The organism is Allobaculum stercoricanis DSM 13633, assembly GCF_000384195.1.
Lineage (GTDB): Bacteria > Bacillota_I > Bacilli_A > Erysipelotrichales > Erysipelotrichaceae > Allobaculum > Allobaculum stercoricanis.
In genome coordinates this window covers 728462-745392 of record NZ_KB913034.1, presented here as the reverse complement: position 1 = coordinate 745392, position 16931 = coordinate 728462, and the positions used below count along the sequence as shown (strand labels likewise).

Sequence of the window (16931 nt, the reverse complement as noted above, 5' to 3'; positions counted from 1 at the left end):
TGGGTTCTAAACTGAACAAGATTAAGATAAACTATATAGTAACTATACTGTCAAGGAGAGAACATGAAAGACCTTTTTTCTATTGGAGAACTTGCCAAGCTTCAAAACATTTCCCGCCAAACATTGATTTTCTACGATAAAATCGGCTTATTTTGTCCTGCCTATATCGATCCGGAAAATGGTTATCGCTATTACAACATTAACCAACTCGATACTTTAGATGCCATTTGTATCATGAAAAGAATTGGCTTTTCTTTAAATGAGATTAAAGAGAACATGAAAAGCTTTACGAGTGATCGCTCGATCGTTGCTTTGCGCAAACAATTATCTTCGATCAATCAACAAATCGAAGAATTAGAACTTATTAAAAGTCGCGTGGAACATCGCTTAAACCAAATTGAGCGTTCCATGGATATTTTTGATCGTGGTGATCAAGTTTTAGTGGATGATGTCGATTCACAATTTATTTTAATTCAAGACGTCCCTGCACCTTATACATTAGAAATGGTCAGCATTGTCACTAAGGAATGCTTTGTTCGAGCGGCGAAAGAACATTTGCCGATTTTCTTTCAAAGTGGCGTCATAGTTCCTTATCAAAACATTTTGCAAGGAATTTATACAGAAGCTTCGCATGCCTTTCTTTCGATTGAAAAAAGCGATCATATCGATGGCGTGATCGAGCTTCCACCAGGACGTTGCGTTTATACTTATCATACGGGAGACTATCTTTCGATTGGAACCTCGTATCAACGAATTTTAGACTATTGCCAAACTCATCATTTGACGATTATTTCAAATTCGTATGAGTTTGCGATGAATGACTATCTCTCCACCGCAAATGAAAACGAATATATCACTAAAATCATGTTCTATATTCAAGACGAACACTAAGTCTGTCCTGATTTAGGATGAATCAAAATAAAAACCGTTGGTTTTCCATCTTATGAAAGATGAAGAACACAACGGTTTTGTTATTTTAGAATTTTAATTTTGTTGATCAAACGATGTTGATTGAATCAACTTTTGAGATCAGAAACATGACTGGATCGATGATTAGTCCAATTTTTCGCCATTAGAAGCAATGACGTTTTTGTACCAATAGAAGCTGTCTTTGCGATAACGTTTCATTTCGGCAGTTTTTGCTTTTTCATCATCTTCATCACGATCGACATAAATAAAGCCATATCGTTTAGAGATGCCTTCACGTGTTGAAACTAAATCGACGGCAGACCATGGGCAATATCCAAATAAGAGTGCCCCTTCTTCAATACCCGTATTCATTTCTTCGATCATTCGTCTTAAATGTTCAATACGATAACGATCATGAACACTTCCATCTTCTTCTAGTGTATCTGGGCGACCATAGCCGTTTTCAGTAATAATCACAGGTAAACGATAACGATCACTTAACTTTCTCGCTGTTACACGAATGCAATAAGGGTCGAATTTGTGTCCATCTTCACCCACTTCAAAGAATGGATTGCTGATGGCTTTTCCAACACCTGGTTTTTCTGTCAGTTTGACTAGATATGACATATCACGATTGTCTGCACCAACTAAACTATCCCAATCCATTTCATAAAAGTCACAATGTTCAATCGTTTCATCGCCGTAGCAGTTAAATCCGATGAAGTCAGGATGACAGTTTTTCATCGTTTCCATATCGCCATCTTGGATATCTAATACGATATTGTTGTATTTGAAATACTGATTGATCGATTTTGGATATTCACCAAATACAAGTGGATCCACCCACATGTTATTGCGCAGATCTTCCATATTCATCGCCGCAATTGTATCTTTTGGATTTGCGGTTGCTGGATAACATGCACATAAGTTTGGAGCGGGACCAATTTTGGCATCTGGGCATAGTTCATGGCATAAAGAAATTGCTTTTGCCATATAAACGAGCTGGATATGACCTGTATTATATAAAGCATTTAAATCGTTCGCTTTTCCAGTCATCATATCGATTGCGCCATAATAGATCATGACGTTATATTCGTTGTTCGTTAACCAATAATGAACATCATCTTTAAAGTTTTCGAATAAAACTTTGCAGTAGTTGACATAAGCTTCGCCCGTTTTGCGAGAATGCCAACCATTATATTTTTCTTCTAAAGCGGCTGGAAGATCGAAATGATAAATCGTTACTAAAGGTTCAATTCCATGTTTATGACATTCTTTGAAGACATCTTTATAGAATTGAATTCCTTTTTCATTGACTTCGCCTTCCCCTTCTGGAAAGATTCTTGCCCAAGAAATGGACATACGAAACATCTTAAAGCCCATTTCTGCCATTAAAGCGATATCTTCTTTGTAGTGGTGATAGAAATCAGATGCATATTTAAACGAACAAGTTCCAGGATTAATTTTTTTCTTTTCATAATCCCAAGTCGTTAAACCTTTTCCATCTACATCATATGCCCCTTCAATTTGAGCACTAGAGCTACTTGCGCCCCATTTAAAATCTTTTGGAAAACTCATTTTAATCTCCTTGTTTGATCTATATCGACCTAACGATCGACCAACAAATCTCATATCCTGTTCAATAAATTCTATGAACAATTGAATGATCGATCGTCAGATGTTTGATCTATTTCTATTGTTGTATAAAGCGATGTCGATCTTATAATTTGTAACCTAATTCGTAAGCAGCCCGAACTGCTTCTAATGCTTGTGCAACACCATTCGCATCGCCAATCACATACGTTTCAAATCGATCTTTTAATCCTTCATATAAAGGATTCCATGGTTTTGAACCTACTGCACAAACAACATGTGTGAAGCCTGGATAGCTGACTTGACCTTGTTTGGTTTCAACAGTGATTGTGCCATCATGAATGCTTTGCACTTTTGCACTTGTGATCATTTGTACGCCTTCTTCTTTAAAGCGTTTGAGCGTTGGGACTAAGTTATTAGGTACCATACCTTGACCAATCGCATCCATCATTTCAATTAATGTGACTCGGGCATTGCCTCGAGCATGGTGAAGGATATATTCTGCCGTTTCCATTCCGACCATACCGCCACCAATAATGGCCACGTTACCGCCTAGAATATTGATCGATCCACTTAAAACATCGTTAGCTTGAATTAAAGATTCGCTTCCTTCTACTGGAAGAACAATTGGTTTTGCCCCTGTTGCTAAAATCACGATTTGTGGACTGAATTGTTCAATTACTGAAGAAGTTGCTTCACTTTGATAACGAATCTCAACACCATAGCGAGCACATTCGTTTAATAAGTAAATGATCCATTTTGATACTTCTTGTTTATATGGAGGACGACAAGCTAAATTGATCTGTCCACCCGCTTTGCTTTCTTTTTCTAAAACGATTACTCGATGTCCTCGTTTTGCTAAAATGCGCGCTGCGGCAAGACCACCAATTCCAGCACCGACAACAACGATATCTTTCGCTTCTTTTGTTGGTGTGCACTCAAATTCTAATTCTCGTCCTGCTGTTGGGTTAATCACGCAAGTTGCTGGACGACGTTTGGTCTGTTCTCCAACGCATCCAATGCCACAAGCTGCACAAGGAGCAATTTCATCGTAGCGTTCTTCTTGAGCTTTATTGACAAAATCCGGATCAGCTAATAAAGCACGTCCAATGACTACACCATCAACTTCACCTGCGTCTAAAACATCTTCAGCGAGTTTGGCATCTAAAATTTTTCCTACGGTAATGACTGGTTTTGTCGCTACGGCTTTAATCGCTTTTGCTTCTTGTAAGTTGGCAAATTCTGCTTCTCCATGGCAAGGGATGATCTTGTTGCAGCGTTCATATTGCGTTCCACCACTGATTTCAAAACAATCCACGCCATGTTGTTCTAAATATGGAATCAAGCGTTTCATATCTTCGAGCGTATTTCCTTGTAGGTCACGTTCGCTTCCCGACATGCGTAATACGATTGGGAAATCTTTTCCACATGCCGCTTTAATGCCATCGATTACTTCAAATAATAAACGAGCCCGATTTAATAAGCTGCCTCCATAAGCATCTGTTCTTTTATTCCGTAAAGGAGATAAGAAAGATCCTAGTAACATATAGGCATGGGCACAATGCAACTCAATCCCATCAAAGCCAGCCCGTTTGGCATCCATACTTGCTTTAACATATAAGTCGATGATGCCGGGAATTTCTTCAAGTGCAACTTCGCGAGTCATTTGTCCCATTGAGTTGGGATAAACACTACTTGCTAGTGGCGCAACTCCATAAAAGGCACTGACACTTTCTGGTCCGGGATGTGTGATTTGAGGAATGATCTTGCATCCGTATTCATGCACTTTATCTGTAAAACTCTTATATTTTTGAATGCTCTCTTCACTTCTAAAGCAAAGTGTATTTCCTAAATAAGGAACGTTTGGATCGACACTTGTCGCATCGACAATAATACAACCCACACCACCTTGGGCACGGCGTAACCAATACGCCTCCATTTTTTCATTGATCGTTCCGTCTTGGCTTTCATAGCCTAAAGACATTGGCGCCATAAAGGTACGGTTTTTAACTTCCATTCCCGCAATTTGAAGCGGAGTAAACATCGTTTTCATTTTTTATCTCCTATAGAGTTCTAGCAACTTCAAATCCTTCAGCAATCGCATCAATTGCACGACGTGCTCTTTTTGCATCCCCGATGACATAGCATGGGATATTTTGATCTTGGCAAGCTTGTACTAAATCTTCGCTATCCTTGGCTTTATATCCAACCGCAAAGACTGCAAAGTCACAAGCAACCGTGCTGCCATCTTCTAAAACGATGCCTTCATTTGTGAATTTACATACACGGCTATTTGGACGCATATCAACTTGTAACTGTGCCATTTTCATCATGACTGCAATTTTACGTAAGCTACCTAAATCACTGCCAATTGCATCTTTCATTTCTAAAATCGTCACTTGACAACCATCACTTGCTAAAGTGTCAGCTGTTTCTAAACCAACAAGTCCCCCACCGATTACGGCAACGCGACCTTTTGGACAAACTTCATGACGTAAAACTTCTGGTGCCGAAGCATGAGGTAAAGTGTCCATTCCTTCGATTGGAATTTCAATTGGGTTTGCGCCAATCGCAATGACTACCGCATCGACATTCCCCTCTTTAATCATATTTGCATCTACAGTTGTATTCTTTTTCACTAAAACGCGTTGTTCAGTTTGACGGCCCATTTCTTTTGCCGCTTCTTTCATTTCTGCTTTTCCTGGTGCTTCTCCGGCTAATAAGAATTCACCACCTAAATGATCACTTGCTTCAAATAATGTAACGTTGTGTCCACGAGCTTGAAGAACTTGTGCTGCTTCCATACCGCCTACACCGCCACCGATGACCCATACATTTTTCGCTTCATCCGCTTGTTCAAATGTGTATTCATTTTCATGACCAATCATTGGATTGCGCATGCAAGTAATATGAGGACGGTTCATCACATCGGTAAATCCATCGTAGCAACCTTGGTTGCATCCTACACAATGAACAATTTCATCTACGCGACCATCATGGGCTTTATTGGCAAATTCAGGATCTGCAAGTTGAGCGCGACCCATTACAACCATGTCGACTTGATCGCTTTCAATTAATTCATTTGCGAGTTTTTCGGTATTAATACGACCTACCCCAACGGTTAACATGCCTGTTTCTTTGCGAATCTTCGCGGCATTTTGAATATTGAATCCATTTGGAACATCAATTGGTGGAACTTCATACATACTTGCTGCAGTAATGATATTTCCTCTTGATACGTCTAATACATCGACACCATGTTCTTTGGCGATATTACAGAAACGAATTGTATCTTCAATTGTCATTCCGCCTTCTAACATGTCATCTTGGGCATCAATACGAATAAATAAAGGCATTCCTTCAGGAATATTTTTACGAATTTCGTCAATGACTTCTAATGGGAAGCGACAACGATTTTCAAAACTTCCACCATATTCATCATCACGATGGTTAAATCCTCCACTTAAAAAAGAATGAGGTAAATAATTGTGTGCTAAATGGAATTCCAAGCAGTCGTATCCGGCTTGTACAGCACGAGCCGCTGCTTTTCCGTAGCATGCGATCACTTCCTGAATTTGTTCTTTGGTGATTGCTGGAATCGTATGGCCACCAAAATTCATATCCGAAACGACAAGCATTTGTGCTCTTGGATCCATACATGCGGCAATGGATCCTTGCCATAATTGAATAGCGGCTTTGCCCCCTTGTTCATGGATCGCATCAGTTAGTTTTTTATGCCCTTCAATAAAGCAATCTTCACTGATCGAAACAAAGTGAGCTGGCGCACTTGGTGTATGCACTGCTGCGACTTCAACAATGTTTAAGCCACATCCGCCTTTTGCTCGTTCGGCATGATAAGCGACTAATTTATCCGTCACAAATCCTTTATCATCTGCCATTCTTGTTCCCATAGCGGGTAAAATGATTCGATTTTTAAGCTCCATATCACGGATTTTGATTGGTGCAAATAATTGATCAAACATGCATGATTCTCCTTTGTTCTTCTATCTTCATTATAGGAATGAAAACTGAAATTCTTGTGTGAATTTGCATAAAAATAATCATGATCGATTAGTTTTTGTGTACTTGTAATTAAACTTTATAAGGTATTTTTGAAGAAGGATTATGTTAAAAACCACCTTATAAAACAATCACGATCCGTATGTCATTCGCATCAATATTCTAGTTTTCATTATTCCTAATTTTCACTAGGACATACTCCTATATTTTTGATAACAGTATCATTATAGAAAAAACAAAAATGCTCACAAAATGAGTTTTCCAAAGCATTTTTTAGATTTTTATACACTAAAAACTATTTTTTCACATTGTTTATTTTTCTTAAAAAAAAACATTGGTTTCTAGCGAAAAAATCAAAAAACAATCCAAAAAGCAACCCGAATTTGCGAATTTTTTCACGCATAGAAAGATACAGATCAAAGAAAATGCATACACTATTGATTTCAATTCTTTTTTTGTATTGAACAATTAGAGAACATCATCATACAGTTTCTGTTTTTTACCCTATCAAAGACAAATTCATTTCATGCATGATATAAAAAAAGCCTTCTGGCGAAGACTTCCTAAATTCCGTATTTATCTTAAAAAGAGATGGAGTAATTTTTCGTAAAATTTATTTTGAAAAGGCTGATAGCGCATAGGCAAATCAAGCCACGTTTTTTTATCCACAATCGATTTATAATGAGAGAACGCATCAAATCCATCTTGTCCATGATATGATCCCATCCCACTTTCACCTACACCACCAAAGCCCATGCCACTTGTCGCAAGATGGATGACCACATCATTGATACAACCACCACCATAAGATCGTTTTTGACTGACAGGTTGAATATGATTTTGATTGCTTGAAACTATGCGAGGCAAATTAGGCTAGTGAGGTATATACTGTTTTTCTTTTCGCAAATTTTGGTGTATGGCGAATCATATAGGAGATTTCTGAAAGTACAAGACCAATCTCACACATAAAAGCTCCATGATGAATTTTTTCTAAATCCGCTTTTAAAGCTTCACCAATTTCTTCTTCATATTTTTGGATCGTCACATATAGTTTTTTGAGTTGAGCAATACGAAAAGATACGGGAATCATTGTTCCTTGTCGTAAATCTAGTTTATTGATCAATCAATAAACTAGATTTACGACAATTCTAATTTCCTTTTTCTTTAGCCAACTAAGTGAGTAAGCGCTCACTTTTAATTCGAATCTTTTGTATTCAACAAATTAAAAAAATTGTTTTAAACCGTTTCACTTACCTATTTGATGGTCATTCGCAAAGCATTTAATCCAAATCATCATGGTGATAATTGAAAAGTTTTTATATTCTCTTCTGTATTAGGCAAGACTTTGGATTTTAAAAAAATCCTGATTTCACTCACAATTTCTAAAACAACAAGATCAAATCCTGCTTGAACGATTGCATTTTCAAGATAGATGTAGCATCATCCTTTTAGTTGATACTACATCTATCTTGCAGGAGGGTTTATGGATCGCACCAAAAGATACATCACAAAAATAGCTCGTGAAGTAAACAAGTTTACACTACAGACGATGAAAGAAGATGGCATTGGCACTGCTGAATTCGATTTTATTCACCTATTACGCCATCATCCCGGACTCACCCAAGCCCAAATTCGTGAACAATTAAAAATCGATAAAGGCGCCGCCGCTAGACGCGCTGCCGCTTTAGAGGCTAAAGGTTATTTAGTGCGTAAAACGCATCCGACAGATCGGCGAAGCCAACTACTTTTTGCTACACCAAAAGCAGATCATTTGAAAAACTCCAAAGAATACATTGAAGCTACTTTCTATGATTGGCTTGTAGAAGATTTATCCTATGAAGAATGCGATATATTTTGCGAGATCTTAGACAAATTATATGTACGATCCAAACAAGAAGCGCGTAATGGTTTTAAGCATGTCAAAGAACGGATTGGAGATGCTGATCATGATAGAGAAAACAAATAGTCGAAAAAAACTCATATCTAAAGGAATGCGCAACATCATCTTACTAGGCCTCATTAGTTGTTTTGCGGACATTTCTAGCGAGATGGTTTATCCATTAATCCCGCTTTATCTCACCGCTGCCTTTGGGGCAACGCCCGTTTTGGTCGGATTAATTGAAGGAATTGCCGAATGTATCGCAAGTTTGTTGAAAGTATTTAGTGGCTATATTAGCGATCGCTTCCAACATAAAAAAGCGATCGCACTCTCGGGTTATGCGACCGGATTGTTGTATAAAATTGCCCTAATCTTTGCGACTTCTTGGAGTGGCATTTTAAGTGCGCGCGTGATCGACCGCTTTGGTAAAGGAATTCGTACAGCCCCTCGTGATGTGATGGTTTCGGAAAGTGCCGATCAAAACAATATGGGAAAATCGTTTGGCATCCATAAAATGCTCGACATGGCTGGATCCGCTATTGGGATTTTACTGTCTTTTATTCTCCTAAAAAAAATTGGCTCCAATCCCGAAAGCTACAAAATAATCTTTGCGATTTCAATTATTCCAATTGTGATCGCATTATTGCTCTTTTTCTTTGTTCATGAGAAAAAAGAAAAACGCGAACCGATGCAACGAGAATATTTTTGGAAAAACATTTCCCAACTCGATCACAATTTAAAACTCTATCTCGTGATTGCCTTTTTATTTACACTCGGCAATTCTTCCAATAGCTTTTTATTGCTTCGCGCCTATAATATTGGCTTTGATAGTAGCACGACGATTTTACTTTATTTTATATATAATCTAACTGCTTCATTGTTTGCCATTCCTTGTGGTAAGCTCTCGGATAAAATTGGCAGAAAACATTTACTCGTTGGCGGATATCTTACTTTCTCTCTTGTTTATTTTGGATTTGCGTTTTGTACATCCAAACCGCTGATGATTTTAATCTTTGTGGTCTATGGCATTTATACAGCAATGACAGCTGGTGCAGAACGAGCCTTTATTGCTGAAATTGCTCCTACCAAATTAAAAGGAACGATGCTTGGCCTCCATTCCACCCTTGTTGGAATTGCTTTACTTCCCGCAAGTGTGATCGCTGGTTTTTTATGGGATAAAATTGGTGTCTTTGCACCCTTTATGTTTGGGGGCATCTTATCTCTTATTGCCGCATTATTATTAGCAACAAAAATGCGCTCATCAAACCAATAATCAGCAATTGATTCACTTGAATTCAACTAACCCTAAAATATATTGATTTCTAATTTCCAACTTTTCTTTTGTGAAAAATAAAATGTAGTTTTTGCCCATATATATAGACAAAATGAGAAAAATATCTAAACAAAACCGATTGGATAACAATCCAAAAGACAAATCCCACACAGTTTTACTTAGAACCTTTTAGGCTCTATGGAAAATCGTGTGGGATCATCTATGAATCAAGCTGATCGATAACGACTCATGTCGATTAATTTCAAGAAGAAATATTCGTCATCTCGAAAACCATAAGACATTCTTCGAACCGTTTTGATTCTATTATTGATCCCTTCTATTTTGCCATTAGACAAACGTAGAATCGCATGACTAATCAATCCATTCCAGTGTTTGAGGATTAAGTTAGAGAACCATTTAAAATGTTCATTCTTTGTCGCATTGCAGATTTCTACAATATGCGTAAGATGATTTGCCATTGTATTTTCGTCACTTGTCGCATATGCCTCTTTTAGTTCTTCTTTAATAAGATCTATGGCGAAAAACAGTTCGTTCTCTTTCAATAGTTGTTTATATTTCTTCATTAACCCGCCTTTGCGAATTTTTGGTTCTTTTCGAAATAGGACATGACCAGAATCAAGAAGAGTTCCTTGACTCGCTAACGCATCCTTCCTTTCAAGTGTTTCTGGAGAGGACAGAAGAATATATCGTGTTTGTTTTAATGAACGAGCCTTACAAAGATTACCTTCTCCGATTAAGCGGCGCTGCTCGTCTTTTCTAACCATAGAAATGACCTTGTCATTAAAGTTTTTGATCAAATGAAAACGATCATACACAACCTGGATCCAAGGACACTTTTCATGGAATGCCGAGTAAAAATAGGCATTCATATCACAGCTCACTGCTTTAACGTGACGCATCCAGTTGTATCCTACATGGTTGATAAAATCATATACAATTTGTTTTTTCTTTCCAAAAGCGATCCATAGGATATGTCCTGTATCAAGATCGATAATGTGAGTGGCATATTGATGATGGTTATGAAGTTTAAATTCATCAATGCCTAGATAACGAGAATACTCCATAGGTTTTTTGAGCTTGCGATGAGAGTCAACCTCTGTCGTGTAGAGCTTTGAAAGACGATCTTTATCAATCGCTTTTACAGTATGTGGATCTACTCCACAGGTCTGTGCGATCTTTTTAAGCGATAAATCGTGTCGTTCAAGATGATAGGTGATCTGTTTATATAGATCAGTGGTCATTCTATGATTGGGGCATTCATAAGGGATCTGCTGCACATGGGTTTTATGGCATTTTGGGCATTTGAATCGAGTAACCTTCACAAAAATTCTGCAAGTTGAATTTCCCTTGGATTCATGCTTGAGTACTCGAGTGATTTGACCACGAACATGCATAGTTGTTTTGCAACAAGGACAAACAGAATCTTCTGGAGTAATGAATTGTTCACCATAAATATGATAAAAAAGTTGTCCTGAATCGCTGACGATTAGATTAGTTGTTTGATTGATGAATCCAGTCAGTGATTCAGGATAAACAATAGCTCCAGGAATAGTTTGACTGATCGTCACAGAACAGTTAGTATGCATATGAGATCTCCTTAAGTTGTTTTGTCGTAATTACAATTTTAAAGATATCTCTTTTCTTTTGCGAAAAAAGAGATTTAAATTTTTAATCCAAAAGACAAATCTCACACAATTTTACTTAGAACCTTTAAATATGCAGGTTGAATCTAAATGGCTGTTGACTGACGAAGAAAAAGACAGCTTTATCGCCATGTTAACTCCAAACCTTACAGTATTAAGAACAAAGGCGGAAATATCACAGGAAGAACTTGCAAATTTAATAGGTGTGTCGAGACAGACCTATAGTGCCATGGAAAGAAAAGTTAGAAAAATGGCTTGGAGCACATACCTATCGTTAGTGTTGTTCTATGATCACAACAGAAAAACACATAAAATGATTCGACAGCTTTCGATTTTTCCGCAGGAGTTGATCACCCGATTCAATGATGGAATAGACTTTTCTGATTATGAATTGAGTTCCTTTCTTGGAAACAACTCAGAGGAAATTATTGAGCACTTAGATGAGCAAGCAAAAGGGGCAATTCGTGCTATGGTGATGATGGAATACGCAAGATGTAAGTCCTCCAAATGACTTTCTCACCCAAACTACTGTAAAACAATAAGCAAATATAAAGGAGAACAGGATTATGGCTATACTGAAGTGTAAAATGTGTGGCGGCGACCTCTCTGTTACGGAGGGTATGAAAATTGTTGAGTGTGATTTTTGTGGAACCACTCAAACGAACGTTTTCAGAGAAAGGGCGGTGTTTTAATTGGCTATCTATAAATGTAAAATGTGCGGCGGTGAGCTGAGTGTTAGCGAAGGCAACACGGTCATAGAATGTGATTTTTGTGGCACGACACAAACAGTTCCCTCCGCAAAAGATGAAAACCTGCAGGGGTTATTTAATCGTGCAAACATTCTGCGTATGAAAAGCGAGTTTGACAAAGCAGAACAAATCTACGAAAGAATAGTCCAAGCAGATAATACCCAGGCAGAAGCATACTGGGGATTGATTCTGTGTAAGTTCGGTATCGAATATGTGGAAGATCCCGCTACGTTTAAGCGGGTTCCCACTTGTCACCGAACCTCATTAGATTCCATTATTGCAGATGATGATTATAAATCTGCGTTGAATTATGCCGACAGCATACAGCGAGGCATTTACGAATCTGAAGCTAAAGAGATTGACCGTTTACAGAAAGAGATTATCGCTCTTTCTCAAAAGGAAGACCCTTATGATGTGTTTATCTGCTATAAGGAGACAGACGAAACCGGCAGACGTACACAAGATAGTGTTATCGCAAATGACATCTACTATCAGCTCACACAGGAGGGCTTTAAGGTTTTCTATGCGGCAATAACGCTTGAGGACAAACTTGGTTCTGCATATGAGCCATGTATCTTTGCAGCACTCAATTCTGCAAAAGTGATGTTGTCCATTGGTACTAAGCCCGAATATTTTAACGCTGTTTGGGTCAAGAACGAGTGGTCTCGCTTCTTGAAGATAATGAAGAAGGATCGTTCAAAGATTTTGATTCCTTGTTATAAGGATATGGATGCCTATGAACTTCCGGAGGAGTTTGCCCATCTTCAAGCGCAAGATATGGGTAAGATCGGTTTTATCAACGATGTTGTTCGTGGAATTAAGAAAGTCCTTTCTGCAAGCAAACCGAAAGAAACAAAAAAAGAAACCGTAGTGGTTAACACGAATAGTGCTACTACAACTCCGCTTCTGCAGAGAGTGTTTATGTTCCTCGAAGATGGCAACTGGAATAGTGCCGACGAGTATTGTGAGAAAGTTCTCGACTTGGAGCCTCAAAACGCTCTTGCCTACGTTGGAAAGCTGATGGTTGAATTGCGTGTAAAAACACAGCAAAGTCTTTCTGATTGCGAAGAACCTTTTGATAATCACAATTACTATCAAAAGGCAATGCGGTTTGCGGATGATACTCTTAAAGCCTCACTTACCGATGCGATTACCGTTATTAAAACTCGCATCTTGGAAAGAAAGTATGTAGCCGCATTACGAATGAAAGAAAAAGCAAAAACCGATTCTGATTATACTAATGCGGTAAAGGCATTCAAAGAGTTAGGTGATTACAAAGATTCTTCATCTCTTGCAAACGAATGCCAGGATACGGTTAATGAGTTGTTTACTGAAGGAAAATATAAAACTGCAGTATCCATGTTAGAAAATGCAATCTCCGAGGATACTCTTTTAGATGGTATCAAAATTCTTGATTCTCTTGGTGCCTACAGAGATTCTATTGAATTAAAAACCAAATACGAAGAATCTTGGCGTTCACGGAAAAAACTCGCCATGAGTATCTGGTCTGAATACTGTCAGATCAACGATAGGATTCTTGCGATAACGAGAGAGATTGAAAAAAAGACCGCTCCTGTTGAGAAGTTGAAAAAGGATATTGAAAAAGCTAAGGGGCAGCAGAAAGAGATTAAGAGCAAGTCCGATCAAATTGTTTCCTTTGAGGCTCAGCTTAAAACAGCACAACAGCAGTTGTCGCAAGCAAATAACGAACTTTCTTCTTTGGGAATGTTTGCTTTTTTTAAAAAGAAAGAGCTTTCTGCTCGTGTGAAAGAATTGTCCTCTTTGATTGAGAGTATCTCTGATAAGATTTCTCAATCAAAAAAATTCATCAACGATGCTGGCTCGATTGAAGCAATACAAGCTTCTATTGAAGGAAACGAGAGAAAAATTACCGAATATCTCGATAGTGCAAAATACTTAAATGATGAATTGACCCCGCTGCAGGCGCAACTGATTACTGTTGTTCAGAAATTAGAGAATCGTCAAATCATTGCCATTTTGGCACAAGACGAAAAAGTATTGCCGCTATTGGTTGATGAATATTCACTCGCCATGATTATCAAAGCTGATGATGAATTGCGATACATAATTAAGAACTCTGAGTCCTTCTATGTGTTACCCAAAGACAAGAAAAAGAGCCTCTTTGGTAGCAGTTCCTTTGATGCTGAAGCAGTCTATTATCAAGCTTGTCAAGCAATGGAAGAAGCCAAAAGCATGGATGATATTAACTGGGCACGAGGCGGATTTGCTGCGATAAGACGCTATAAAGATTCTACTCAAAAACTCGCAAAATGCGAGGAAATGATAGCAAATAACACTTACAAACTGTAACTAAGGGGGTTGGTAAAAATGTCAAAGTTCGTAATAGAATGTCCGAGTTGCGGACGTTATGCTGAAGCCTCTACCGGCTTCTTTGCAAAGAAAAAAATCGACTGTGCTTGCGGCTATACGATCAATGTAAAAACGGATAAGCTCTCGTCGAAGGTTTGCCCCTCTTGTGGCAATACCGTTGTTTATGACCAAAGTAAGGGCGAAGATGCAAAGTGCCCTGTCTGCCACGAAAAGATCAATACAAGAGAAAGCATGGCTGCGCTTGCAGAGTTTACTTGTCCCTCTTGTAGCTGTAAGCTTTCAGCAGATAAGAGTAGTTCAAAGTACACTTGTCCTCTTTGCGATACTGTGATTGATGTCCAGGAACGAATTGCAAAAGAAAACATCAAGAATCAAGGTCTCGCAAGCGTGATTAAGTATGAAGGTGGAAATGACACCTTTGTATGGAAGCATCCTATCGAAGATTACAATCTCGGATCTCAGTTAATTGTTCATGAATCCCAAGAAGCAATTTTCTTCCGTGATGGTAAGGCATTGGATTTGTTCGGTGCTGGTCGCTATACTCTTGCCACACAGAATATTCCGTTGCTTGAAAACCTATATAAGCTTCCGACTAATACCACCGAGGTGTTCCATTCTGAGGTTTACTTTGTTAACCTCACTACACAAATGGGTATCAAATGGGGTACTGACAGCAAGGTTCGTCTGTTTGACCCTGCATCCGGTTTGCATATTGAGATCGGTGCTTGTGGTAACTTCAGCCTTCGTGTAAGCGATTCCAGAAAACTCCTTGTTAAGCTTGTGGGAACCGCATCCGAGTTCAAGCAGAACGAGGTAATGGGCGATCCTTATAGTATTTCTTCTGTTGTAGGCAAGTTTAAGGCACTTGTAATGACCAAGGTAAAAGCCAATCTTGCCCGCATCATTAAAGAAAACAACATCAATATTCTTGAAATTGACGAGTATATTGATGTCGTATCCGACAAGCTTCGCATTGCCATAAATGAGATTCTTGCGGAGTACGGTTTGACAATGCCGGAGTTCTTTGTAACGGCTGTCATGACTCCGGATGATGATCCCAACTTCCGCCGTCTAAAACAGCAGTTTGCTGATAAGACCTTGAAAGTTCGTGAAGAAGAAATCCGAAAGGCAGAAGCAGAAGCCGCGCAAAGCAGAAAAATTCTTGAAGCTCAGACCGAAGCACAGTTGAAGATGGTCGGTGCTCAAGGCGAAGCAGAAGCACTAAAAATAAAGGCACAGGCAGAAGCAGAGGCATACAAGGCTCAAGCTTTTGCAGAAGCAGAAGAAATGAGAGCGAAGGGTTATACCTATCAGCAGGAAACTGCTCGCATGGTTGGTATGGAAGCTATGCAAAATGGTATTACTGGCAACGGCTCTGGTGGGGCTGCTTCTGCGCTTGGAGACATTGCGGGTCTTGGTGTAACATTAGGAGCAATGGGTGGCGTAATTGGTATGACCAAAGATGCCCTTTCTCCGATCATGCAAACATCTTCTGAAATTGGTGGAAGCGTAGTGCCTCCTGCAGCTGATACATGGAATTGTGCTTGTGGATGCAAAGACATCAAGTCCAAATTCTGTCCGGATTGTGGTTCTCCGAAACCTGCTCCTGTAGTTGGTTGGGATTGCGCTTGTGGACACAAGAATATCACATCTAAGTTCTGTCCGGAGTGCGGAAGCAAGAAACCCGAAGCAACGACTTGGGATTGTCCGGAATGCGGCAACAAGGGTATCTCTGCTAAGTTCTGTCCAGAGTGCGGACATAAGAGGGAGGGATAATTGTGAAAATGAATTTAGGAAAAAAATCTAAATCGGTTATTGCGATATATGCAATTATCCTTGTCGTTTATATTATTGGCTTTTTAATTATCCCGTTCAATAAGGTAGCAGCAAGCTGGATTTCATTTGCCTTTACTATTATTGCAATCGCAGCCAGTTTGTTTGTTTTCAATCAAGCCTTTAACTCTAAGGAAACACTTGTAAGCAAAATATATGGCTATCCGATTTTTAGAGTTGGTGCGGTATATGCTCTTGCACAACTGGCGATTGGCATTGTAATTTGTACTATTGGAGCATTTGTTGCTGTTCCATATTGGGTGGCGCTGTTGTTGTCCATAATTATGTTGGGTGCTGCAGCAATCGGTGTAATTATTACAGATAATACCCGTGATTTGGTAGAACACGTTGATGAGACTGTTAAGGTTGATACCGAGGTTGTGACTAATTTTCAGATCGACATTGCAGGCATCGTTGATTGTTGTGAAGATTCCAATTTAAAATCGGAACTTGAAAAATTGAATGATGCGTTTCGTTTTAGTGATCCCGTTAGCAACGCCAAAACCAAGGAAGCAGAAGATAAGATTAACGTACTGCTGAATGAGTTGAAAGCGAATGTTGAAAGTAACAATGTTTCCGAAGCAACTGCACTTGTCAAGAAAATCACTAACGCTTTGGCTGAACGCAATCGTATCTGCAAAGCATCTAAGGTACATTGA

The 16931-nt window shown here is 38.8% G+C and carries 13 protein-coding genes; 7 read left to right on the top strand and 6 right to left on the bottom strand.

Annotated elements, in window-relative coordinates:
* Positions 1–63: 63 nt before the first annotated feature.
* A complete protein-coding gene (locus ALLST_RS11005; protein ID WP_019892674.1) occupies positions 64–891 on the top strand; it encodes a MerR family transcriptional regulator in 828 nt (275 codons plus the stop codon).
* A gap of 162 nt (positions 892–1053) precedes the next feature.
* Here the strand turns inward: ALLST_RS11005 and ALLST_RS0103485 are convergent, their stop codons facing one another.
* The 5 genes from ALLST_RS0103485 to ALLST_RS10995 form a co-directional block, all read right to left on the bottom strand.
* The gene (locus ALLST_RS0103485) at positions 1054–2487 is read right to left on the bottom strand and encodes a glycoside hydrolase family 1 protein (protein WP_019892673.1); all 1434 of its coding nucleotides are present in this window, start codon (positions 2485–2487) and stop codon (positions 1054–1056) included.
* 142 nt (positions 2488–2629) lie between these two features.
* Complete coding sequence (locus ALLST_RS0103480; protein WP_019892672.1) at positions 2630–4555, bottom strand: FAD-dependent oxidoreductase; 1926 nt, start codon at positions 4553–4555, stop codon at positions 2630–2632.
* A 10-nt stretch (positions 4556–4565) separates the two neighbouring features.
* Positions 4566–6485, bottom strand: a complete 1920-nt coding sequence (baiCD, locus tag ALLST_RS0103475; RefSeq protein ID WP_019892671.1) for a bile acid Fe-S flavoenzyme BaiCD — start codon at positions 6483–6485, stop codon at positions 4566–4568.
* Positions 6486–7098: 613 nt separating this feature from the next.
* Entirely contained in the window at positions 7099–7389 is a 291-nt protein-coding gene (locus tag ALLST_RS11000; protein ID WP_026472763.1) for an aldehyde dehydrogenase family protein, read from the bottom strand.
* A 1-nt stretch (position 7390) separates the two neighbouring features.
* On the bottom strand, positions 7391–7612 hold the full coding sequence (locus tag ALLST_RS10995; RefSeq protein ID WP_169336051.1) for a hypothetical protein: 222 nt from the start codon (positions 7610–7612) through the stop codon (positions 7391–7393).
* Between the two features lie 393 nt (positions 7613–8005).
* Here ALLST_RS10995 and ALLST_RS0103460 point away from each other — a divergent pair, with 393 nt between their 5' ends.
* On the top strand, positions 8006–8488 hold the full coding sequence (locus ALLST_RS0103460; RefSeq protein WP_019892670.1) for a MarR family winged helix-turn-helix transcriptional regulator: 483 nt from the start codon (positions 8006–8008) through the stop codon (positions 8486–8488).
* Positions 8469–9674 carry an MFS transporter gene (locus ALLST_RS0103455; RefSeq protein ID WP_019892669.1) on the top strand — a complete coding sequence of 402 codons (1206 nt, stop codon included), beginning with the start codon at positions 8469–8471 and terminating at the stop codon, positions 9672–9674. The genes ALLST_RS0103460 and ALLST_RS0103455 overlap by 20 nt, the downstream gene beginning before the upstream one ends.
* Before the next feature lie 227 nt (positions 9675–9901).
* Here ALLST_RS0103455 and ALLST_RS0103450 read toward each other — a convergent pair whose 3' ends face one another.
* Positions 9902–11281 (bottom strand): ISL3 family transposase, encoded by a 1380-nt coding sequence (locus ALLST_RS0103450; protein WP_019892667.1) that lies wholly within the window; start codon positions 11279–11281, stop codon positions 9902–9904.
* Between the two features lie 16 nt (positions 11282–11297).
* Between ALLST_RS0103450 and ALLST_RS10990 the strand changes: the two genes are divergently transcribed.
* The 4 genes from ALLST_RS10990 to ALLST_RS0103425 all read left to right on the top strand — a co-directional run bounded on the left by ALLST_RS10990 (position 11298) and on the right by ALLST_RS0103425 (position 16931).
* On the top strand, positions 11298–11849 hold the full coding sequence (locus tag ALLST_RS10990) for a helix-turn-helix transcriptional regulator (protein WP_019892666.1): 552 nt from the start codon (positions 11298–11300) through the stop codon (positions 11847–11849).
* Positions 11850–12030: 181 nt separating this feature from the next.
* Positions 12031–14418, top strand: coding sequence for a TIR domain-containing protein (locus tag ALLST_RS0103435; RefSeq protein ID WP_156816558.1), 2388 nt, complete (start codon positions 12031–12033; stop codon positions 14416–14418).
* A gap of 18 nt (positions 14419–14436) precedes the next feature.
* Entirely contained in the window at positions 14437–16215 is a 1779-nt protein-coding gene (locus tag ALLST_RS10985) for an SPFH domain-containing protein (protein WP_019892662.1), read from the top strand.
* A gap of 2 nt (positions 16216–16217) precedes the next feature.
* Positions 16218–16931: an MFS transporter gene (locus ALLST_RS0103425; RefSeq protein ID WP_019892661.1), complete on the top strand. Its 714-nt coding sequence runs from the start codon at positions 16218–16220 to the stop codon at positions 16929–16931.

What these genes read in the sequence shown, in the direction of transcription:
- ALLST_RS11005 (WP_019892674.1), top strand. Translation starts at nt 64, where the DNA reads ATGAAAGACCTTTTTTCTATTGGAGAACTTGCCAAGCTTCAAAACATT.
- ALLST_RS0103485 (WP_019892673.1), bottom strand. Translation starts at nt 2,487, where the DNA reads ATGAGTTTTCCAAAAGATTTTAAATGGGGCGCAAGTAGCTCTAGTGCT.
- ALLST_RS0103480 (WP_019892672.1), bottom strand. Translation starts at nt 4,555, where the DNA reads ATGAAAACGATGTTTACTCCGCTTCAAATTGCGGGAATGGAAGTTAAA.
- baiCD (WP_019892671.1), bottom strand. Translation starts at nt 6,485, where the DNA reads ATGTTTGATCAATTATTTGCACCAATCAAAATCCGTGATATGGAGCTT.
- ALLST_RS10995 (WP_169336051.1), bottom strand. Translation starts at nt 7,612, where the DNA reads ATGATTCCCGTATCTTTTCGTATTGCTCAACTCAAAAAACTATATGTG.
- ALLST_RS0103460 (WP_019892670.1), top strand. Translation starts at nt 8,006, where the DNA reads ATGGATCGCACCAAAAGATACATCACAAAAATAGCTCGTGAAGTAAAC.
- ALLST_RS0103455 (WP_019892669.1), top strand. Translation starts at nt 8,469, where the DNA reads ATGATAGAGAAAACAAATAGTCGAAAAAAACTCATATCTAAAGGAATG.
- ALLST_RS0103450 (WP_019892667.1), bottom strand. Translation starts at nt 11,281, where the DNA reads ATGCATACTAACTGTTCTGTGACGATCAGTCAAACTATTCCTGGAGCT.
- ALLST_RS10985 (WP_019892662.1), top strand. Translation starts at nt 14,437, where the DNA reads ATGTCAAAGTTCGTAATAGAATGTCCGAGTTGCGGACGTTATGCTGAA.